This window comes from Actinomadura sp. GTD37 (genome assembly GCF_041951365.1).
GTDB lineage: Bacteria > Actinomycetota > Actinomycetes > Streptosporangiales > Streptosporangiaceae > Spirillospora.
On sequence record NZ_JBGNUS010000003.1, the window covers coordinates 643,355 to 664,411 of the forward strand.

General features: G+C 71.4%; 21 protein-coding genes. 13 read left to right on the forward strand and 8 right to left on the reverse strand.

What is annotated here, in order from left to right:
* The first annotated feature begins 148 nt into the window (after positions 1 to 148).
* Positions 149 to 1,402 carry a S8 family serine peptidase gene (locus tag ACA511_RS21455; protein WP_375026227.1) on the forward strand — a complete coding sequence of 418 codons (1,254 nt, stop codon included), beginning with the start codon at positions 149 to 151 and terminating at the stop codon, positions 1,400 to 1,402.
* Positions 1,403 to 1,477: 75 nt separating this feature from the next.
* On the opposite strand, the gene eccCa is transcribed toward ACA511_RS21455, so the two are convergent.
* A complete protein-coding gene (eccCa, locus tag ACA511_RS21460; RefSeq protein WP_375026228.1) occupies positions 1,478 to 5,452 on the reverse strand; it encodes a type VII secretion protein EccCa in 3,975 nt (1,324 codons plus the stop codon).
* A gap of 173 nt (positions 5,453 to 5,625) precedes the next feature.
* On the opposite strand from eccCa, the gene eccD reads away from it, so the two are divergent.
* From eccD to mycP, 7 genes are all read left to right on the forward strand, one after another.
* Positions 5,626 to 7,026, forward strand: coding sequence for a type VII secretion integral membrane protein EccD (gene eccD, locus ACA511_RS21465; protein ID WP_375026229.1), 1,401 nt, complete (start codon positions 5,626 to 5,628; stop codon positions 7,024 to 7,026).
* 7 nt (positions 7,027 to 7,033) lie between these two features.
* Positions 7,034 to 8,476: a type VII secretion protein EccB gene (gene eccB / locus ACA511_RS21470; protein WP_375026230.1), complete on the forward strand. Its 1,443-nt coding sequence runs from the start codon at positions 7,034 to 7,036 to the stop codon at positions 8,474 to 8,476.
* A gap of 209 nt (positions 8,477 to 8,685) precedes the next feature.
* Positions 8,686 to 8,973, forward strand: a complete 288-nt coding sequence (locus tag ACA511_RS21475) for a WXG100 family type VII secretion target (RefSeq protein WP_375026232.1) — start codon at positions 8,686 to 8,688, stop codon at positions 8,971 to 8,973.
* A gap of 45 nt (positions 8,974 to 9,018) precedes the next feature.
* Positions 9,019 to 9,315, forward strand: a complete 297-nt coding sequence (locus tag ACA511_RS21480; protein ID WP_375026233.1) for a WXG100 family type VII secretion target — start codon at positions 9,019 to 9,021, stop codon at positions 9,313 to 9,315.
* Between the two features lie 215 nt (positions 9,316 to 9,530).
* A complete protein-coding gene (locus ACA511_RS21485) occupies positions 9,531 to 10,019 on the forward strand; it encodes a hypothetical protein (RefSeq protein ID WP_375026234.1) in 489 nt (162 codons plus the stop codon).
* 23 nt (positions 10,020 to 10,042) lie between these two features.
* Positions 10,043 to 11,182: a hypothetical protein gene (locus ACA511_RS21490; protein ID WP_375026235.1), complete on the forward strand. Its 1,140-nt coding sequence runs from the start codon at positions 10,043 to 10,045 to the stop codon at positions 11,180 to 11,182.
* An 81-nt stretch (positions 11,183 to 11,263) separates the two neighbouring features.
* Entirely contained in the window at positions 11,264 to 12,544 is a 1,281-nt protein-coding gene (gene mycP, locus ACA511_RS21495) for a type VII secretion-associated serine protease mycosin (protein WP_375026236.1), read from the forward strand.
* 10 nt (positions 12,545 to 12,554) lie between these two features.
* On the opposite strand, the gene ACA511_RS21500 is transcribed toward mycP, so the two are convergent.
* Positions 12,555 to 13,337, reverse strand: a complete 783-nt coding sequence (locus tag ACA511_RS21500; protein WP_375026237.1) for a hypothetical protein — start codon at positions 13,335 to 13,337, stop codon at positions 12,555 to 12,557.
* Positions 13,338 to 13,443: 106 nt separating this feature from the next.
* Positions 13,444 to 13,761 carry a hypothetical protein gene (locus tag ACA511_RS21505; RefSeq protein WP_375026238.1) on the reverse strand — a complete coding sequence of 106 codons (318 nt, stop codon included), beginning with the start codon at positions 13,759 to 13,761 and terminating at the stop codon, positions 13,444 to 13,446.
* Positions 13,762 to 14,084: 323 nt separating this feature from the next.
* Here ACA511_RS21505 and ACA511_RS21510 point away from each other — a divergent pair, with 323 nt between their 5' ends.
* The 5 genes from ACA511_RS21510 (at position 14,085) to ACA511_RS21530 (ending at position 16,522) form a co-directional block, all read left to right on the forward strand.
* Positions 14,085 to 14,549, forward strand: coding sequence for a hypothetical protein (locus ACA511_RS21510; RefSeq protein ID WP_375026239.1), 465 nt, complete (start codon positions 14,085 to 14,087; stop codon positions 14,547 to 14,549).
* The gene (locus tag ACA511_RS21515) at positions 14,546 to 14,863 is read left to right on the forward strand and encodes a DUF6317 family protein (protein WP_375026240.1); all 318 of its coding nucleotides are present in this window, start codon (positions 14,546 to 14,548) and stop codon (positions 14,861 to 14,863) included. The genes ACA511_RS21510 and ACA511_RS21515 overlap by 4 nt, the downstream gene beginning before the upstream one ends.
* A 51-nt stretch (positions 14,864 to 14,914) precedes the next feature.
* Positions 14,915 to 15,718: a hypothetical protein gene (locus tag ACA511_RS21520; RefSeq protein WP_375026241.1), complete on the forward strand. Its 804-nt coding sequence runs from the start codon at positions 14,915 to 14,917 to the stop codon at positions 15,716 to 15,718.
* Positions 15,719 to 15,736: 18 nt separating this feature from the next.
* Positions 15,737 to 16,066: a hypothetical protein gene (locus ACA511_RS21525; protein WP_375026242.1), complete on the forward strand. Its 330-nt coding sequence runs from the start codon at positions 15,737 to 15,739 to the stop codon at positions 16,064 to 16,066.
* A gap of 171 nt (positions 16,067 to 16,237) precedes the next feature.
* Entirely contained in the window at positions 16,238 to 16,522 is a 285-nt protein-coding gene (locus tag ACA511_RS21530; RefSeq protein WP_375026243.1) for a hypothetical protein, read from the forward strand.
* Between the two features lie 16 nt (positions 16,523 to 16,538).
* Here ACA511_RS21530 and ACA511_RS21535 read toward each other — a convergent pair whose 3' ends face one another.
* From ACA511_RS21535 to ACA511_RS21555, 5 genes are read right to left on the reverse strand one after another with little or no spacing between them, the layout of a single operon-like run.
* Positions 16,539 to 17,738 carry a hypothetical protein gene (locus ACA511_RS21535; protein ID WP_375026244.1) on the reverse strand — a complete coding sequence of 400 codons (1,200 nt, stop codon included), beginning with the start codon at positions 17,736 to 17,738 and terminating at the stop codon, positions 16,539 to 16,541.
* On the reverse strand, positions 17,735 to 18,547 hold the full coding sequence (locus tag ACA511_RS21540; protein WP_375026245.1) for a hypothetical protein: 813 nt from the start codon (positions 18,545 to 18,547) through the stop codon (positions 17,735 to 17,737). Before ACA511_RS21540 ends, ACA511_RS21535 begins: the two co-directional genes overlap by 4 nt.
* Before the next feature lie 40 nt (positions 18,548 to 18,587).
* Entirely contained in the window at positions 18,588 to 19,076 is a 489-nt protein-coding gene (locus tag ACA511_RS21545; protein ID WP_375026246.1) for a hypothetical protein, read from the reverse strand.
* Positions 19,077 to 19,108: 32 nt separating this feature from the next.
* Positions 19,109 to 19,612 (reverse strand): hypothetical protein, encoded by a 504-nt coding sequence (locus ACA511_RS21550; protein WP_375026247.1) that lies wholly within the window; start codon positions 19,610 to 19,612, stop codon positions 19,109 to 19,111.
* A 2-nt stretch (positions 19,613 to 19,614) separates the two neighbouring features.
* Positions 19,615 to 21,057, reverse strand: coding sequence for a glycohydrolase toxin TNT-related protein (locus ACA511_RS21555; protein ID WP_375026248.1), 1,443 nt, complete (start codon positions 21,055 to 21,057; stop codon positions 19,615 to 19,617).

The following is a 21,057-nucleotide window of genomic DNA, read 5'->3' on the forward strand; positions in this document are numbered from 1 at the left end:
GCCCCTGTCCGGTGGGGGGCGGGGGGACCGGTGCGGTGGAATGCACCCGCTAGACGATAATGCACCGGGTTGTCGTCGCGCGGGCGTGATGCCCAGGCCCGTCATCCCTTAGAGTCGTGGGGTTCGCACACGTCAGGAGAGACGAGGTATGCGCGAAGGGCGAATCGCGGCGGGCGCCGCGAGTCTGGCCTTGACGTCCGTTCTGGCGTTCGCCCCGGCGGTGGCCGCGGCACCGGGAGCCCTGCCCCAGGCGGCTCCCACGAGCCGGCAGCCGGCGAAGCCGCAGCGCGCCCCGGCGGCCAAGTGCAACAAGCCGATCGGGCAGCCCGCGTCGGCGATCACCGTCGAGCCGTGGGCGCAACGCCGGCTCGACTTCGAGGAGGCGTGGCGGATCACCCGCGGACGGGGCGTCACCGTCGCCGTCGTCGACAGCGGCATCAATACGGACCATCCGCAGCTCAAGGGCAAGGTGGCCGGCGCCTACGACGCGTCCGGCACGACGCCCGACGACTGCCTCGGGCACGGCACCGAGGTCGCCGGCATCATCGCCGGGACCGACATGCGCAGCCGCAACGTCCCCTTCGTCGGAGTCGCCCCGCAGGTCAGGCTGCTGAACGCCAAGTTCGCCTCCGGCGAGAACACGGTGGACAACTCACTGCTCGCGAAGGCCATCACCTGGGCCGCCGAGCACGGCGCCAAGGTGATCAACGTGTCGTCGGCGGCGCCGGACACGCCCGCGCTGCGCGCGGCGGTCAAGACCGCGCAGCGGCACGACGCGCTGATCGTCGCGGCCGCCGGCAACGTCACCGAGCAGCAGCGCGGCAAGGAGAGCGCCGCCTATCCGGCGAGCTACCAGGGCGTGCTGTCGGTCGCCGCGGTGGACGAGGCCGGCACCATCACCGGGTTCTCCAACATCAAGTCCCGCATCGACGTGTCGGCCCCCGGCGAGAACGTCATCTCGACCCTCGGCGACGGCTACGCCGGCGGGCTGCAGGGCACGAGTTTCGGCGCCCCCTACGCCGCCGGTGTCGCGGCGCTGGTGCGCGCCCGCCAGCCGAATCTGACCTACCAGCAGGTGATCAACCGGATTCTGATCACCGCGGAGGGCGGCAACGGACGGGGCAGCGGGCACGGCATGATCAGCCCCCTGCAGGCGGTGTCGGCCCTCGTCGACCCGAACGCGACGCCGGGCGCGGCCGGCGCGCGCCCGCTGGGCGGCGCCGTCCGGTTCCCCAAGCCGGAGCCCGTCGACCACCGGAGCCGCGGCATCGCCCTGGCCGTCGCGGGCGGCGCCGTCGCGGTCGCGCTGGCCGTCGCGTTCGCCGGGGCGATCATCCCGCTCGGCCGCCGGCGCCGCTGGCGGCCGGGACGCGCGGTCCTCCCCGCCGAAGAACGCGACTGACCGCGCCGCGCGGCGCGGGCGAACGGAAACGGGAACGCCCCGGGCCGGACCGGCCCGGGGCGTTCCCGTTCCCCGCTACTGCTCCTGGCTGTAGAAGGCCGTCTGGACGAGGCGCTTGCCGATGCGGCGGTCGGCGTGCGTGCCGCGGCCCAGCGGCAGCGGGCTCGGCCGCACGTCGAACAGGTTGCCCTCGTCCTTGTTGCCGGACATGATCAGCGCCGGGCTGGCCATGTCCTTCAGCCGCTGCAGGACCGGGTCGAACATGGCCCGGCCCGCCCCGCCCATGGTGCGGGAGATGATCAGGTGCATGCCGATGTCCCGGGCCTGCGGCAGCAGCTCGGCGAGCTGTGCCAGCGGGTTGCCGGACGGGGTGGCGACCAGGTCGTAGTCGTCCACCACGAGGAACAGCTCCGACCCGCTCCACCAGGACCGGTTGCGCAGCTGCTCCGGCGTGAGGTCGGACGGGGGGAGCCGGTTCACCAGCGCGCCGTTGACGTCCTTCGTCAGCCCGGCCGCGGCCGTCGAGGACGCCGCGAACCCGATGACGTGCTCGCTCTCCGCCGAGTCGAGCAGCGCCCGCCGGTAGTCCAGCATGACGATCCGCGCCTCCGCGGTCGTGTACCGCTCCTTGATGGACTCGACGATGAGGCGCAGCAGGTTGGACTTGCCGCACTCGTTGTCGCCCAGCACGACGAAGTGCGGGTCGTTGTCGAAGTCCAGCATGACGGGCGAGAGCGTGTCCTCGTCGATGCCGATCGGGATGCGCTTGCCCGTCTCGGCCACCGCGGGCAGCGAGGTGTGCGGCAGCACGTCCGGGAGCATCCGGACGGGCGGCGCGGGCGGCCGGCCCTGCCAGCCCGCCTGGATCGTCCGCACCAGTTGCCGGACGCCGTCGCCCAGGTCGCCCGCCGACGGACTTCCGTCGATGCGGGGCAGCGCGCCGAGGAAGTGCAGGCCCTCGCGGGTGATGCCGCGCCCCGGACGCCCCGCGGGGACGTTCGTGGCGATCTTGCGGTCCATCTCCGACTCGTAGGGGTCGCCGAGCTTCAGCTCCAGCTTCGTCGTCAGCAGGTCGCGGATCGTCAGCCGGAACTCCGACCACTTGTTCGTCGAGGCCATGACGTGGATGCCGTAGCCGAGGCCGCGCGCGGCGAGGTCGGTGACCGTCGCCTCGACCGCCTCGAACTCCTGCCGGACCGTCAGCCAGTTGTCGACGACGAGGAACACGTCGCCGAAGCCGTCCCCGGCGATCTGCCCCTCGGCCCGCATCCGCCGGTAGGTGACGATCGAGTCGATGCCGCGCTCGGTGAAGAACCGCTCCCGCGACTCCAGCAGCCCCGACACCTCCGCCACCGTGCGGCGGACGCGGTCGGGGTCCAGCCGGCTGGCGACGCCGCCGACGTGCGGCAGGTCGGCCAGCGCGGCGAGCGCGCCGCCGCCGAAGTCGAGGCAGTAGAACTGCACCTCCTGCGGCGTGTGCATCAGCGCGAGCGAGGTGATCAGCGTCCGCAGCAGCGTCGACTTGCCCGCCTGCGGGTTGCCCGCCACGCCGATGTGCCCGGCCGCGCCGGACAGGTCCAGCCACATCGGGTCGCGGCGCTGGTCGAACGGCTTGTCGACGATGCCCGCGAACGCGTGCAGCCGGCCCCGCCCGTCCCAGCCGGCCGTGCTGAAGCCGAACTCGGGCGTCTGCTGCAGGTTCGGCAGGACCTGGTCGAGCGTGGACGGCTCCTCCAGCGGCGGCAGCCAGATCTCGTGCGGCGGCGGGCCGTGCCCGGAGAGCTGCCTGACGACGAGGTCGAACAGGCTGATCTGCGGGCCCTCGTCCTCCTGCGGGCGCTGCCGCTGCGCCTGCTCCAGCATCTGCGGCCGCATGTACGCCGGGGTGAACGGCACGATCTGCGCGACCTGCCGCGGCCCCCCCTGCGCCTGCTGGGGCTGGCCGTCCTCCGGCTTGTAGGCGCCGGAGACGTAGGCGGCGCGGAACCGCGTCATCGTCTCCGTGCCGATCTTCAGGTAGCCGTTGCCGGGCGCCTGCGGCAGCTCGTAGGCGTCGGGCACGCCGAGGACCACCCGCGACTCCGCCGCGGAGAACGTCCGCAGGCCGATCCGGTACGAAAGGTGGGTGTCGAGGCCGCGCAGCTTGCCCTCCTCCAGCCGCTGCGACGCGAGCAGCAGGTGGACGCCCAGCGAACGCCCGAGCCGCCCGATCATCACGAACAGCTCGGCGAAGTCGGGCTTGGCCGACAGCAGCTCGGAGAACTCGTCCAGCACGACGAACAGGGTCGGCATCGGCTTGAGCGGCGCGCCCTGCTCGCGGGCCTTCTCGTAGTCGCGCAGCGAGGCGTAGTTGCCGGCGGCGCGGAGCCACTCCTGGCGCCGCACCATCTCGCCGTGCAGCGCGTCGTACATGCGGTCGACGAGCGGCAGCTCGTCCTCCAGGTTCGTGATGATTGCCGAGACGTGCTGGAGGCCGTCCATGCCGAGGAACGTCGCGCCGCCCTTGAAGTCGACGAGGACGAAGTTCAGCACCTCCGACGAGTGCGTCATCGCGAGGCCGAGCACCAGCGTGCGCAGCAGCTCCGACTTGCCGGCGCCGGTCGCGCCGATGCACAGGCCGTGCGGGCCGTAGCCGCCCTGCGCGGCCTCCTTGATGTCCAGCTCGACCGGGCGGCCCTCGGCGTCCATGCCGATCGGCACCCGCAGCCGGTTGCGCGGCGCGCGCGGCTGCCAGACCTGGCCTGGGTCGACCCGGGCCGGGTCGGGGACGCCGAGCAGCGTCGTCAGCGTCGTCGCGGCCGCCAGCGCGTCCATCTCCGGGCCGGTGGCGGCGCTCGCCCGCAGCGGGGCGAGCTGCCGGGCCAGGCCGTCGGCCTGCACGTAGCTGAACGCGTCGGGCCTGCCGAGCAGGCTCGGGACGTCCTTGCCGGTGCGGTCGCGGCGCAGCATCGCCATCTTGTCGGGCGCGACCCGCAGCCGCAGCATCGTGCCGTCGGTGGTCGGGGCGACGGCGCCGGTGAGGTCGATGACGCAGACGCCCTCGATGCCGTCCGAGCCGATCTGCGAGTCCGGGGTGATGGCGCCGCCGTCCACGATGATGACGTGGTACGGCAGGTCGCTCTGCTGGAGGCCGGGGGTGAACCGGGGTCGGTCCTTCACCTCGGCGCCGAACATCCGCTCCAGCTCGACGAGGCTGCCCGTCATCAGCCGGACGGGCCCCGCCGCGTCCGACACCGTCGGGTGCATCGCGTGCGGCAGCCACTTGACGAAGTCCCAGTGCGGCATCGCCTCGGCCGACGCGCACACGCTGATCCGCAGGTCGTCGGGCGAGTGGAAGGCGGCGAGCTGCGAGATCATCGCGCGGACCATGCCGCGCGCCGCGTCCGGGTCGCCCATCGGCAGGATCCGCGCGAACGACGCCAGCGAGACCGAGACCGGCAGGTTCGGCACCGTCGAGTGCGCCCGGACGAAGCGGCGCAGCGCGCCCGCCGTCATCGGCTCCAGGTCCTCCACGGGCCGCGTCTCCGGCGGGATCAGCTGGACGGCGAGCTTCTGCGGGCCGGCGCCGATCCGCACGTTGCCGAAGTCGGGGTCGCTGGGGCGGCGCTCCCAGATCCGGGCGCTCATCACCAGCGACCACAGCGAGTCGGGGGCGGGGCTGTTCCACTCCAGCGACTCGCGCTGCTGCTCGGCGGCGCGGCGCACCTTGCGGCGGGCCTGCGACAGGTAGCGGAAGTAGTCGCGGCGCGCCCCGTTCAGCTTGAACTTGCGCTCGCCGGAGCCGCGGCCGAGCTGGCCGAGCATCATGCCGCCCATCGCCAGCGCCATGCCGCCGCTGCTGACCATCATGATCGGGCTGCGGGTGCCGCCGCCCAGGAACATCAGTCCCATCATGAGCGGCATCACGGCCATCGGCAGGTACGTGAGCACGTTCTGCAGGCCGCCGCTCTGCAGTTCCGGGATCTCGGGCGGCGACTCGAGCAGCAGTTCGCCCTTGGGGGCGGGCGGGGGTTTGCGGCGCTCCCTGCGCCGCACGAGGATCGTGCTCACCTCGGCGTTCCTCCGGAGCTCTGACACCGGGGCGGCCGGTGCGGGGGGAAGGCCGGCCCGTTGGGGGATACTTGTTTATCTTTGAGGTTGCTTTAGCGTAAGCGGACGCCACATCCTAAGCTGCGCGTTGCTCGGATCCGGCCCCTGATCTGACTTGGAGGACGGGAGCTCCCGTGAACTCGCCTGCCACGACCGAACTGTGCAGGGTGACCATCGTCGCCCCCAAGCGGCGCATCGACGTGTCCCTGCCCGCCGACGTCCCCCTCGCCCACATGCTCCCCACGCTGCTGCGCGCGGCGGGCGAGGACATGGCGGACGCCGGGCTCGCCCACTCCGGCTGGGTGCTCCAGCGTCTCGACGGCAACCCGTTCGACGCCGCGCAGACGACCAGCGCCCTCGGTATCCGGGACGGGGAGATGCTCTACTTCCGGCCGCGGATGGCGCAGCTGCCGGAGATGTCGTTCGACGACGTCGCCGACGTCATCGCGTCCGGGATCCGCGAGCGCACCGACCGGTGGCGCCCCACCACGACCCGCTCGTTCGGCCTCGGCGCGGGCGGGATCGCGCTGCTCGTCGGCGCGGTCGTGATCGCGCTGTCCGGGCCGCCGTGGATCGTCCCGGCCGTCGCCGCCGGCATCGTCGCGCTCATCACCCTCATCATGGCGACGGTGCTGTCGCGGGCGGTCGCCGACTCGGGCGCGGGCGTGATCCTCGGCTACACGGCGCTCCCGTACGCGTTCATCGCCGGGCTGGCCGCGCCCGCCCGCAAGGACCTGGAGCTGCTCGACCTCGGCGCCCCGCACCTGCTGGCGGGATTCGGGGTGACCGCGCTCGCCGCGATCATCGCCGCGTTCGCCATCGCGGACGGGCTGCCGGTCTTCCTCGGCATCGCGTTCGCCGCGTTCATGGGCGTGATCGGCTCCGCCGTCGGATTCGTGTTCGACGACCTTCCGGCCGCGGGCATCGCCGCGGTCTGCGCGGTCGTCATGATGATGTTCATCGCGGCGGTCCCGTCGCTGTCGTTCAAGCTGGCGCGGATGCCGCTGCCGCCCGTCCCCGGCAGCGCCGAGGACCTGCGCCGCGACACCGAGACGGTGGACGGCCGCGAGGTGCTCGGCCGCACCGCCGCCGCCGACCGGTTCTCCACCGGGCTCATCGCCTCGATCGCGCTCGTCGCGGCCGGGGCGATGCTGTTCCTGTCCGGCGAGGACGGCTGGGCGGGACCGGCGACGGCGACGGCCATGTCGGTGTCGCTGCTGCTGCGCGCCCGGATCTTCCGCGGCGTCGGGCAGCGCTCGTGGATGCTCGTGATCGGGCTGTTCGGCCTGGTGCTGACGACGATCGGGATGGCGCTGCACGGCAGCCAGATCGTCGCGCTCGCCGTGGCGCTCGTCCCGCTGCTGGTGCTCACCGGGATCGTCGTCGCGGTGACGCTGTGGCTGCCGGGCCACCGTCCAACCCCGGTCTGGGGCCGGTGGGGCGACATCCTCGACATGTTCGTGATGATCGGGCTGATTCCGCTGGCACTCGCCGTGCTGGACGTCTACTCCCGCGTGCGCGGGCTGGCCGGGTGACGCGCTGATGCAGAACCGGCGGGATCTGTACCAGGCGCACCGCCTGATGACGCAGCGGGTCGGGCTGGCCCTGCTGCAAGGCGAACCGGATGTGGCCGAGTCGCCGATGCGGCGGCTGTCGGTGGGCGCCTTCTCCGGCGTGATGGTCGGATTGCTGATCATCGCCGTGTTCGGCATCTGGGGAATCCTGTCCCCGGGCGGCGCCAAGGGCCTGGACAAGGCCGGTCAGCTCATCATCGAGAAGGAGACCGGCACCAAGTACATCTACAACGCCCAGAGCGGGAAGATGTTTCCGGTCGCGAACTACGCGTCCGCGCTGCTTGCCCTCGACTCCGACAGCACGCCGGAGCGGCGCACCGTGTCGCGCAAGTCGCTGGCCGGTTTCGAGCGTGGCGCGATGATCGGCATCATCGGCGCGCCCGACTCGCTGCCCGGCAAGGAGCAGCTCATCCGCGGGCCCTGGTCGGTGTGCACGCGGGAGGCGGCCGGGCCGACCGGGGTGAAGCGGCAGATCAGCGCGCTCGCCGCGGGCCGGAAGGTGGGCGGACGCCGGCTGGCCGACACCGAGGCCATCGTCGTGCAGAGCGGCGGCGTCCCGTGGGTGGTCTGGAAGGACCACCGGATGCAGATGACGACCCCGGCGAACCAGGTGACGGCGCTGACCGGCGGTCCCGGCGCCGTGGAGGTCTCGGCGACGTGGCTGAACGCGATCCCGGCGGCGGGCAACTTCGCCTCACCGGACGTCCCCGACCGCGGCAAGTCGGTCACCGGCCCGCGGAACGGGACGGCGCGCGTCGGCCAGGTGTTCAAGGCCGAGACCGGCGCCGGCGGGCAGGCGCTGTGGTACGTGATGCTGGCCGACGGGCTCTCGCAGATCAACGAGACGCAGGCGCAGCTGCTGCTGCGCGACGTCCGGACCGCCGCCGCCTACCCGGGCGCGCAGGCCCTGCCGCTGCCGACGGACGTCCCGTCCGCGCAGGCGCTCGCCTCCAGCAGGCCGCTGCTGGACAACAACCTGCCGCCGACGCTGCCGAAGTTCGTCTCCTGGGACACCTCGACGCCGCTGTGCTCGGTGTTCCCGATCGGCTCGTCGACGGCGCAGCTGACGATGGGCGGGTCGCTGCCGGCGCCGGCGGCGGGCGCGCTCGGAGCCGGCACCTCGGGCTCGTCCGGCACGATCGACCAGATGGTGCTCCCGCCCGGCGGCGCTGCGCTGATGAGCCTGGTGCCGGCCGGCGGTGACACCTCCGGCGCCGGTTCGGGGTCGCTGTCCCTCGTCAACGACCAGGGCGTGCGGTTCGCGCTGCCCTCGGCGGACGTCGCGAAGAAGCTCGGCTACGAGGCGAAGCAGGCCGCGCCGGTGCCGTCAAGCGTCATCCACCTGATCCCGCAGGGCCCCGCCCTCGACCCCGCGCTCGCACGGCAGCCCGTCTCGTCATCGAAGGCATAATGTAATGTAGATCACAGGAACCACTAGATCATCATTTGCGTCGACATAGGTGGGCGCAAGGCTTATGATCGCTGACATTTCGTGTCATCGGGATTGCTCCCTGGCCGCCCGGGTTACGGTCGGCCTCCACTCTCCCGATGGTGCGCGACCAAAAATCGGAAAACGGAGGTGACACTGTGGGGAACACATCCGCAGCCGACAGAGCGGCAATGCAGCAGGCCGCCACGCGCATCGAGGACTCCGCGGGCATCGTCAAGGGTCTCTCGACCCAGCTCGACGGACACAAGTCGCAGCTGATGGCCGGCTGGGCCGGTAACGCCGCGGTGTCCTTCGACCGGGTCTTCACCGAGTTCCAGACCGAAATGGGCAAGGTGCGGACGGCCCTGGAGGGCATGCACCAGAAGCTCGTGCACACCAAGATCACGTACGAGAGCACGGAGCAGGAGCAGCAGGACGCGGTGAACAAGATCAACCAGCTGCTCAACGGCGCCACCTGATCGTTACCCGTTCCCGCCATCCCTCCGACCGTAAGGACTCCGATCGTGAGTGACAGCTACACCAAGGCCAATTTCGGCGCGATGCAACAGGCGCAGGCCGACTTCACGCTCGCCTACCGCGCCCTCGTCGACGAGCTCGACGACCTTGAGAAGAACCTGGAGCAGCACCTCTCCCAGTGGGAGGGCGGCGCCCAGTCCGCCTACTGGGAGGCCAAGCGGCAGTGGGACGCCGCCGCCGCCCACATCGGCAGGGTTCTGAACCAGCTCGGCGTCGTCATCGGCGACGCGCACAGCAACTACAGCGGTGCCGAGCGGGCCAACCAGAACATCTGGTCGGGCTGAAGGAAGGCCCGCAAGGTCCGTCTACGTCGTGCGGGTCCGTCGCGGACTCGCACGACGCAGATGTGCCGGGGTGATGTGATCCGCCGGAGGGGTCAGCGATGAGTGATTACTATCTGACAGACGCGGAACTCGCGAAGGTCGTTCACGACAGGCACGTGGGCACCGCTGGTCGGGACGAGAGCGGGGATATCCCGGAGTACCAGACCGTCACGGGAATGACCCGCGACGAATGGGACAACCTCTCGGAGTCGCGGCAGCGCGAACTGTACTTCGATTACAGCGGGGGCGCCGACGCCAAAACGTGGGACGACCCGAGCAACGCCCTTCCGCGCGGCCAGCAGCCCGAACGCGGTGATTGGAAGGCCACGGCCGAGAAGGGGTACGAGGTCGATCCGGCGGAGCTCAGGAGTCTCGCCGGCGATATGAAGTACAAGCTGGACATCTGGAAGCGCAAGCTGAACAAGGTCGGCACCACGTCGATCTCGCAGGCCGACCTCGGCAACATCCAGGGCTCCGAAGAGTTCGTGAACGTCGTGAACGCGAGCAAGAGCGGCTTCCAGGAGTACATCACCGCCATCGAGACCGCCTACCTGGGCGTGATCGAGAACCTCAAGGCGACGGCGGACCAGTACGAGAACGCTCACGGGAACACGCAGAAGACCGTGAACGCCACCGACCCGGGCGGCACCCCGAACCTCAGCTGATCGTCGGCCCGAGAGGAGGATCGATGGGAAAGAACACCGAGCATTACCCCATCCGGGATGGGATGGCCTTCGGCTCCCACAACGCCGATGGCATGAGCCATGACGACGTCAAGAAGAAGCTGAAGAGCCTGAACCCCGGCAAGGTCGGCGATGCCTCGACCGCCTACAAGGACGCCGCGGACGTCCTGGCCGAGATGACCGATGAGCTGACCAACAACTTCGCCAAGAAGATCATTAAGCATTGGAAGGGCGACTACGCGCAGAAGGCTCTCGACCAGTTGGGCCAGGTCTACACCACGGCCGGAAAGCTCTCGGACGACAGCCACAACAACGCGACGCTCTACTCCTGGTACAAGCACGACGTCCTCGACTGGTACAAGACCCAGGGCGAGACCATGACGGACGGCTATGTGCACACCGGCGGTGACGACAAGAACGCCCGCAATCTGATGAACAGGTTCATCGGGCGTATGCAAGAGGCGTTCAACGGTCACCCGCTCAAGATCACCAAGGATCTGCCCGGCCAGCGCGGTGGTGTCAACGACACTCCTCCTGGCGGCGACCCTCCGGGCGGCACGCCTCCCGGTGGCACCCCTCCTGGTGGGACGCCTCCCGGCGGGTTCAAGACCGACCCCGGCGGCGACGGCCCGAAGCTTCCGACGTCGGACGGCGCCGGCAGCTTCAACCCGTCCGGGAGCGGCAACCCCTTCGCCCCCGGCGGCAACAGCCCCTTCAGCCCTGATGGCGCGGGCTCGTACAGCCCGTCGCCCGGCGGGACCTCACCGTTCGGTTCGGGTGGGACCTCGCCGTTCGGTTCGGGCGCGGGAGGTCCGGGCACCGACCTGGCGGGCATGCCGCCCGGCGGCGGTGGCGGCGGCGGCCTGCCCAGCGGCGGCGGCGCCGGTTTCGGCGCCGACCCGGGCGGCCTCGGCGGCGCGAACGCGGCGGGCGGCCCGGCCGGCGGCCCCGGTGGTGCTCTCGGCAGCGGCCCCGGAGCGGGCGCGGGCGGCGCCGCCGGGCGCGGTATGCCCATGGGCGGTATGCCGATGGGGCAGGGCGCCCAGGGCGGCAAGGGCGAAGAGCGCGAGCGCAACACCTGGCTCACCGAGGACGAAGATGTGTGGGGAGCCGATGACGACACCGCTCCACCGGTGATCGGCTGAACCTCTCGGACGCGGGCGGACGGACGGCCGAACGGCCTCCGTGCCGCCCGCACCGGCACGACGGACTAGGGAGTGCGACAGATGCGGTGGCTGCTTCGGACGGCGGCGGCGACGGCGGCGATCGGGCTGGCGGCGGCACCCGCCGTTCCCGCGCACGCCGCCCCGGGCCCCAGGTCTGACCAGTGGTGGTTCCAGGCCTGGAGCATCCAGAAGGAAGTGTGGCCCGTCACCAAGGGCAAGGGTGTGACGGTCGCCGTCATCGACACGGGCGTCAACGCGCAACTGCCCGACATGACGTCCGTGGTGCTCCCCGGCACCGACCTGACCGGCAAGGGCGGCGACGGCCGCCGCGACAACGACTCCTACAACCACGGTCACGGCACCGGCATGGCCAGCCTCATCGCCTCGCAGGGGACCAAGACGGGGTTCATGGGCATCGCGCCCGAGGCGAAGATCCTTCCCATCGCGGCCCCCTCGGTGAGCGGGCCGACGACGGCGAAGGCCGTCCGGTTCGCCGTCGACCATGGGGCGAAGGTCGTCAACATCTCCGAGAGCAGCGAGTCCGCCGACATCTACCCGAACCAGTGCCCGCCGGAGCTGCTCGACGCGGTCAAGTACGCCGCGGCGAAGGACGTGGTGCTCGTCGCCTCCGCCGGCAACTCGGGCGACATCGGCAACAAGCCCAACTATCCCGCGTCGTGCCCAGGGGTCCTCGCCGTAGGGGCGTTCGGCCATGACGGCCAGCCCTGGAAGTCGACGCAGCGGCAGCCGTACGTCACCGTCGCGGCACCGGGTGCGGATGTCGGGTATCTCGGCAAGGAGGGCCACGCCTACAACTCGGGGCAGGGCACGAGCCAGGCGTCCGCGCTGGCCTCCGGGGCGATCGCCCTCGTCCGCAGCCGCTACCCGGAGATGTCGGCGCGTCAGATCGTGCAGCGCGTCACCGCGACGGCGAAGGACTTCGGCCCGAAGGGCAAGGACGAACTGCTCGGGTACGGCGTCATCAGCATCCCGCGCGCGCTCAAGCAGGACGTGCCGGCCACCGCGCCGAACCCCGTCTACGAGCGGCTGGACAAGGTCGGGGGCGGCGCGAAGACCGGGGCCGGCGCCACCAAGCCGGCCGCGGCCGAAGAGGACGACTCCGGCGGCTTCCCGGTGCTCATCGTGGGCGGCGTCGTGGTGGTGCTGATCGTCGTGGGCGTCGGTGGATTCCTGCTCATGCGCGGCCGGAAGAAGGGCGCCGCGCCGTCCGGGGCGGTGCCGGGGCCGATGGCGCCGCCGCAGCCCTTCGGGGCGCCGGGGCCCGGACCGCAGCAGGGCCCCCCGCCCGGCGGGCCGCACAACCCGCCTCCCGGCCGCTGACGGACGTCCGCTAGCGGCTCAGGCAGGTCCGGCAGGCCGTGAGGGCGGCGGTCATGCCCCGGGCGGCGGCTTCGGCGGCGGCGCGGGCCGCCGCCTTGTCGAGCGGCGGCGCCTCGCGGGTCTTGGGGGAGGCGTCCTTACCGGCTGGTGACGCCGTGGCCCGGAACCGCACCGTGATGACCGCGTTCCGCAGGCGGACGGTGGCCGCGGCCGTGCCGGACCGTCCCAGCGGGCCCGTCAGCGTCAGGTACTGCGCGAACGCCCGGTCGCCGATCCGGATGAGGGTGGGGGCCTCGGCGCGCAGGGATCCGGGTGCGCCCTTCGACGTCCCCTCCATCGTCCGGGCGCCGTTCCACGCGGCGTCGTACTCCGCCTCCGCGAGCGTCACGTTCTTCAGGTGCAGCCGCACCGAGACGTCCAGCCGTCGTGACGCCTGGACGCCCGTCAGACCTGGGCGCTCCACCCATGAGCAGCCGACGTACCGCTCGTCCGCCGACTTCGCGCCCTCGTCCGGGACGGGCGGATCGGTGAGCGGCAGGTACCGTTCGAGCGTCTCCCCGGGGACCAGTGAGCACGGCTCGGGCATCGACGTGAACCGGGCGGGCTCGGCCTCACCGGAGGCCGCGTGCACCCCCCAGCCGATCCCGCCGGCGATCAGAGCCACCGCACCGGCGCCCGCCGCCCACCGCCCCCGGGGAACGGGCCGCCGGCCCCGCGCGGCAGGCTCCGGCGCCTCGGCGGGCGCGTCCTCGACGACCCGCGCGGAGCCGTCCAGCTCCTGCTCCGAAGCCACGAACTCCGGACGAGACCCTTCAGGCCGCGAGCCATCGGTCAAGACGCGAGCTCCCATTCTCATATCCCGACATCCGCCGAGAGGTTAACATTCACGGCCCGGCGCCTCAGAATTCCTGCCGGGGATCGAGGGTGAGCTTGCGCATGATCCTGTTCAGCCGCGAATCCCGGTACGTGTCGAGGCAGGCGGGGCGCTCGGTGAGCCGGCCGTCCCCGTCCAGCCACCGGACGTATCGGGGCAGCAGCCACCTGGGCGGATGCAGGTAGACGACGATCGAGACCAGCATGAGCACGACGGCGAGCGCCGCGAGCACCGCGACCACGGCGCCGGGGACGACCGCGGCGACGGCGAAGGTCAGCGCGATGAGCAGCACGGATGCCGCGAACCAGGCGCCGGCGGCCGGTTCCTGCGCTTCGGCGGTCAAGCCGGATGGAAGTGAGCGTGCGTCCGGGGCGAGGCCGGGTGGTTCCGGAGCGGGTGCTCCGTGGACTCTGATTCTCTCCCGATCGGATGCATGACGGCCGGACTTCAGTGTCCTCCGCCTGGCCGGTAATAATGCGCAGGTCAGCTGCCTTGAAAAATATCTGCCTAGTCAAGGTGGAGTTGATGTGGGTCGCCGTCCAGATCGTTGGACAGTTCCAAAATATCGACGGTCTTTACTGAATGGTGGATTGGGAAGTATCGTGCCGCACGTGCCGGCCGGGTCTGGCGCTGATCGTGTTCCGGGATTGATTGGAGGTCGGCGAGGTGGAGCCGAACGTTCCCTCTTCTCTGCTCGGCAAGCTGAACCAGAGCACTCCGCACGCTCCCGGTGACGCCGATGAGGCCGCAGAGCGGCTGGCCGCCACGCGTTCGGCCCCTCCACCGCCGGGGACGTCCGCCGGAGCCGCCGCCTCCCGGCCGCCCGTGAGTTCCGGCGAGGCGGCACCGGGTGGGTTGTCCAGCGTCTACGTCCCCACAACCCGTCCGGTAGGGCCGGGAGAGAAGCCGGAGTACCAGTTGCGTGCGCTGGAGGACGGCAGCGCGGGGATCGCGGTGTACACGTCGGCCGACCGCCTCGTGGAGTGTCTGGGAGTCGACCAGCCCTGGTCGGAGGCATCGCTGCTGGAACTCCTCTACCTGGTGGGCAAGAAGCGCATCGGCGTGGCCCTGAACCCGCGGCTGGACCCCGGCCTCACCGGGACACCGGCGATGCCCTGGGCGGGCTCATGAGCAAGGAGATCGGGGTCGTCTACGCCGACATCCTCAAAACCTCGACCCTCTTCAAGGACAGCGGCAAGAAGTACGCCGACATTGTTCCCGAGAGCATCGGCGCGGTACCCAAGGTGACCGAAGGGTCGCTTGAAAGTGCGATCTCTTCCGTGCTCAATGCGGTCGAGGTGATGCACGATGCGCTCGGCTCCTCCATGCAAGCCCACGGGGACAAGCTCAAGTACGTGCACGACAGGTATCGGAAGACCGAGGATGACTTGAACGACCTGCTGGACAGGATCGATGACCCGGACAACATCCAACCCAAGTTCTGAAGCGGACGCCGAGCGCGCGCGATGAGAGCGAGCAAAACCCGGAGGTAGGAAGTGGCTCCGAAGGAGGCGGCACCGATTCCGCCGGGCGTGCAGGCGGCGGGAGGTCTCTTCAGCCTCGGGGTGGACATCCGCGGTCTGGCGGCGCTGGCCACCAAGCTCTACGGATACGCGCCGGCGAGCGAGAAGGTCGTCGAGCAGATGCAGGGCTCGGTCAAGAGGCTGGTCGGAGACGCCGGCTGGAAGGGCGACGACGCCAACACGTTCGAGGACGCGTGGGGCGCCGACGCGAGTGATGCCGGGAAGCTCTCGATGTTCACCGACGACGCGGCCAAGATCCTGGATGATCTGGCCTCGGCGCTCGCCGAGCTTCAGATCGCGGCGAACAACCGCAAGCTCGAGTACGAGCGCAAGAGCACCCGGCCGGCCGATGATCCGCAGGTGAAGCGGGACCTGAGCATCATGCTGCAGAACGCGAAGAACAAGGCCAGGGAGATGCAGTCGGACGCCGCGAAACACCTGGTCTCGCTCTATTCGGGAGAGAAGAAGGGGTCTTGGTCGGTGCTGGACGCGGTCAAGGCCCGCTCCAAGGATGACGACGTCTCGAAGAACCTCAGGGGCAAGCTCGGAGACGTGGAGGACGATCTCGATGACGGGCTGCCCGACGATGACTTCCCCTGGACCGACTTCGTGGGCTGGGTCGGAGGCGGGGCCGGAATCGGCGCTGCCATCGGAGCGTTCTTCGGCGGGGTTGGAGCCGTTCCCGGTGCCGCTATCGGGGGAGGGATCGGGCTTGTCGCCGGTGGGGTGGTGGGCGGAGGAAAGTGGGCCGTCGATCAAATCGATGACTGGTTCTGAAGGGGTTTCGTTGTGCCTGTGATCGTCGGCACCGCGGCGTACGTGCTGCTGGGGCTCGCTTGTATCGCCTCGGGAGTGCGAACGCGTCGAGGTGTGGGGAATTACAAGGTGTCCCGCAGCAGCAAGGTGAGCTATGGCGAGTTGCCGCGCCGGGAACGGGTCCGCACGGGGAACGCCCTGCTCGTTCTCGGGGTCGTCCTGCTCCTGTGCGCCCCGTTCAGTCTCCTGCCGGAGGCTGTCGTAGCAGTGCTCTTCTTCGTGGCGCTCTGCTCCTTCGTCGCCTACGTGGTGATTCAGACGGGTCTGCGGAGGGCGGCGCAGGAGATCGCGCGGGCCAAGGCGGGCTGAGCCCGCCCGTCCGGGGCGCGGGACGAGGATGCGGTGCCGGCGGAGCGTGCGTTTGGCGCGCTCGCGGGCGGTGGTGTGACGGGCCGGAGCCGCCATCGGGGGGCTGATCGGCTCGTCCGGTGGTGGCATATGGGGCGGTATTGAAGATCTGTTCTAGCAGAGTAGAGACGTATGAAGAATTTTGAGTTGGCGGTCGGGGCGGGGCTCGTCGTGTTCGGCTTGATTCTGGCCGGGGCCTGCGTGCTGCGGGTTCAGCGCGGCACGGAACTGGAGGGCCTGCAGTACGTCGCCTTCTCCAACTTCTTCATGGGCCTGTTCCTGATCACGTTCGCGCTGGACAGGTCCGGTGCGGTCGCCGGCACCGTGATGCTGGTGTCGATGTGCCTCGGGCTCGGCGCGGGCGTGGTGGTACTGATCAACACGGTCCGCCAGGCGGGGAAGGACCCCTTCGACTGACCGGCTGGACGTCCGCTCAGGTGGGGGGCGGGACGAGGATGCGGTGCCAGCGGAGGGTGCGTTTGGCGCGCTCGCGGGCGGTGGGGTCCTCGGGGGGGAGTTGGGCGTTGTTGCCGCGGATGTGCCGGAGCAGGTCGGGTTCGAGCGGGACGCCGTGGTGTTCGAGGTGGTGGGGGATGCCGCCGGGCCAGATCCAGGTGCCGTCCGTCTGGTAGGTGTCGGGGACGGTTGCGGGACGGGCCGGGTCGAAGCCGTCGGTGAGGAGGCGGCCGCTGTCGTACACGACCGGGGCCTCGCGTAGGTAGCGCAGGACCGCGTCGCGTTCGGCCGCGTCCGGAGCGGGGCGTTTCATGACCTCGGGGTCGCCCGGGACCGGGTTGTTCGCCGGCCGCAGCGACTGCTCGTAGACGTCCGCGCGGTCGCGCAGGTGCTGGAGGCTCGGCGCCTCCTGGACGGTCGCGTCCGCCGGAACGGCGCCCGCGGCGGGATCGGCCGGCAGGGTGCGGGAGCGGGCGAGGACCTCTGACGCGGGGACGTGCTGTGCGTAGAGTTCGCGGAGCCGCAGCACCCAGGCGCCCATGGCGTCGCCGCCGAGGGCGCCCGCGTCGGCGCGGGGGAGGAACAGTGCGGCGGCGCCGCCCGCCCACAGGTAGCCGAGGACGATGTCGTCCTGGACGACCGGCAGGTACCGGACCGGGCCGTCGGTGGTCAGGTCGTAGCCGGGCGGCAGCTCGAAGTGCAGCGGACCCCAGCCCTGCGACCGGTCCATCGGGGTGCCGTCCGGCAGCTCGCCGGGGCGCAGCGAGTCCCACGGGGAGGGCTCGGCGTCGGGGTCGGCGAGGCGCAGCAGGTCCTGCTTGCCGTCGGCGACGTCCTCGCGGGCGCCGGCGGGGACGCCGCCGCCGCGCGGGTCTTCGGGGCGGCCGATCCACTGGCGGATCGCCTCGCGGGCGGGCAGGCCCGCCGCGTGGGCCTCGCGCAGGCGGCGCGACCAGGCGAGCGGTGCCTCGTACGCCTGCTCCAGGAACTCCTTGCGCCGGACGAAACCGGCGGACCGGTCGTCCGTCCCGGCCCACAGGTAGCCGATGTGCAGGCCGTTCAGCAGCACCGGGAGGTGGACGACGGGGGTGCGCGTCGAGGTCGCGTAGCCCTCCGGCGGCTGGTAGGCGGGCACCGGCGGTCCGCTGGAACCGCTCGGCGGCGGGACGTTGCTCATGACGACTCCGAGCCGGTGATGGCCGCGACCGCGGCGGAGCGGACGCCGTCGGCGACGTCGGGCACCTCGAACCCGGCCTCCCGGATGTGGGCGGCGAGCTCGGGCTCCGGCGGGACGCCGTGGGCGCGCAGGTAGTAGCCGACGGCACCGGGCCAGATCCACGTGCCGTCGGTGTGGAAGGTCAGCGGGACGTTCCGCGCGTGGCCGGGGTCGAGGGCGTCGCTGTCGTAACTGCGGGCCGCCAGCACGATCGGGGCCTGCTCCAGGTAGCGGACCATCGCGTCCCGCTCGGCGCCGGGGACGTCGGGCCGCCGCACCTCGGGCCGCCCGTCGGGGGCGGTGCCGTCGAAGGGGCGGGCGACGCGCATGCCCGGCGCCGCCGCGGCGCCCAGCCAGGCGGGGACGTGCTCGGCGTCGCGCGGGAACCTGCGGAGGTCGTCCTCGGCCGCGCCCGGCGGCGGCGGGGCCTGCCAGCGCGGCTCGCCGTCGCGGTCGTACTGGACCTCGTAGGAGAACGGGAACGTCAGCGTGAAGGTGGCGGAGAACCAGGTGCCGAGGCCGGGCGCGTACATTCCGGCGCGCAACCGCTCGAACAGTTCGCCGAGCGCCGCGGGCACGTCGAACGGGCTGGGCAGGCCGGGCCCGGTGACGAGGCGGAGCTGCCCCAGGGTCTCGGTGTGCGGCCCGAGTGAGCGGTGCACGACCGTGCAGCCACCCCACCCGGGGGGCAGGGTGTGCGTCAGCAGCAGGGTGATCTGCTGGAGCAGGTCGTTCTGCTCGACGGGGTTCAGCGGCCCGTTCTCGCTCACGACTTACCTCTTTCCGTCCGTCCGGGGGGCTGGCCTGGCGTCATCCGCCGTGCGCGCCCGCGGTCTGGTCGAGCCGCTCGCGCAGCCAGCCGGGGATGTGCTCGTTCGTGCGGGGGAACACGGCCAGGTCGCGGGCCCATGCCTCGGGCGCGACGGGCGGGTCCCAGTGGGGGTCGAAGTCGGCGTTGAAGCTGACCCAGTAGGCGCTCGGCGGGTCCATCATGAACCGCATCCCGAACCAGGTGCCCTCGCCTCGCCGGTACATCATGGACCGCAGCTCGGCCGCGATCTGCGCGCATTCGCGGGGCGGGTCGACGGCGGGGGAGGCCCCGTCCGGCATGATCACCGAGAGCCGGAGGTCGGTGACGCCGACCAGCATGAGGATCCGCAGGTCGACGCGGCGCCAGCCCGCGGGGGCGACCTGCAGCACCGCCAGCCCGAACTGCTGCGTCAGTTCCTCGTAGCGCTGCCGGTCGTAGGGCCGCGGTTCCTGCGGCGGCACCGGGAACTCGGCGGGGGGCTGGTTCATCGCGTCGCTGCTCCTCTCCTCGTCGCGCAAGTCTATTGGTCCGGACGGTGCGGGGCGGGCGCCGCGAGCCTGCCGCGAAGCCATTCGGGAACGGCCTCTTCCGCACGGGGGAACACGGCCAGGTCGCGGGCCCAGACCTCGGGCGGGAGGGGCGGGTCCCACAGCGGGTCGAACGTCCGGTTGAAACTCGCCCAGAACGTGCCGGGCGCGTCCATCATGAACCGGATTCCGAACCATGTCCCCTCGTCCGGCCGGTACATGGCCGACCGGATTTCCGCGGCCGTCCGGACGAGTTCGGGGACGGGCTCGACCAAGGGCCTGCCGCCCTTCTTCGTCACGACGGTCAGGTCGGTTTCGCAAACGTCCGCCAGCATGAGGATCTTGGCGTCGACGCGGGCCCAGTCCCGCGGCGCGATATCGGTCAGCGTCCGCTTCACGCGGTCGAGGAGACGCGCGTGCTGCTCCTCGTCGTAGGGGCGGGGCTCCTGCGCCGGGACGTCCGGCGGGACGAGCCGGACGGGTGCTCTCCTGGCCACGGCTATTCCCCCGCGTCCGGGTCGCGCGGCGGGACGGGTTCGCCGCCGGGGCCGCTGATCTCGGTCAGGTCGCCGGACTCCCGATGGTCCCCGATCGAGAATTCGAGGCCGTACGCCGCGCCGTGCTCGTCGGGCAGCCTCTTCGGGCCCCGCTCCCCGGGGCGGTACACGGTCCGGGCGTCCAGGGTGAGGGGCGTCGCGCGGAGGGGCCGCAGGACGCGGTAGACGCGGAGCGGTGTGTCCTCGGGATAGCCGTGCAGTTGGCGCCTTTCGAACGGTGTGCCGATGGTGAACAAGGTCCCGGTGTTCTCGCCGTCGTAGGTGTCCAATTCCATGCCGGGTTCCAGAACGACGTCCTCCACCGGGGCTGGTTCCGGTGTTTTCGCCTTGGGGAGCGAGCTCCCGACATGCCATTCGAAGATCTGGTGGGTGCTGGCGAAGTCGCCCTTCTCGGGAACTGGGCCGGGATGGACGATGAAGTATCCACCCGGCCTGTTGTCGAGGGGCAGCAGCGCGAAATAGCGCCGGCCGCGGGCGGCGGGGCCCCGCGGCCGCTCGGCGCCGATCGAACGCCGGATCTGCCGGGTCCCGTTCCCGCCGGGGGTCGTGAGCCTCCAGGCGTCGACGCCGTTCCGGCGGTCGGCGGTCTCGCTCAGGACGCCGGCGCCGCGCAGGACCGAGGAGTTCACCTCCGCGCCGGCCTCGGCGAGCACGGCGCCGGCCGCGAACGCCACGGCGGCCGCCGGGTCGGCGAACGCCCGCCGCTCGGCGCACTCGCCGCCGTCCATGCGCAGGGCGAGCCACGCGGGCGCCAGGTGGACGACCGACCAGCATCCGTCCGCGAGGCGGCCGACCAGGAACCGGCCGGCCGGTTCCGCCGCCACGACGTCCCGCAGCCGGCCGCGTGCCGTCTCGAACAGGCCGCCCTGCCCGTCGGGCAGCGCGGCTTCAAGGTCGGATTCCCGCTGGGGTGCGAAGTCGTCCGCCGCGAACCGGTCCGCCGCCTCCTGGACGGCCGCCAGGTCCGCCAGCCAAGCGGGGACGCGGTGCGGTTCCTGCGGGAACATCCGCAGCTCCTCGGCCGCGGCCGCCGGAGTGATCTCGTCCGTGGACGTGATCTCGTCGACGCTCTTGAACCTGACCTCCCAGTGGGGAACGCCGCCGTCCGCGCCGGGCCGCAGGTGAACCTCAAGGTTCATCTCCAGCCAGGTGCCGTCGCCCTCGACGTGCATCCGCGACCGGAGCTCGCGCAGCAGCGGGAGGACGCCGGAGAACGGGAGCAGCGACTCGGTCCGCTCGTGTCCGTCGGGGATGACGGCCTGCTCGAAGGAGGCGCCCACCGCGAGATAGGCGAACTTCATGGACGTCAGGCCGCCGGGCGCGAGATGGAGCAGCAGTGACGCGATCTCGTCCAGACGCGTATCCTGCTCGGCCGTGCTCAGCAC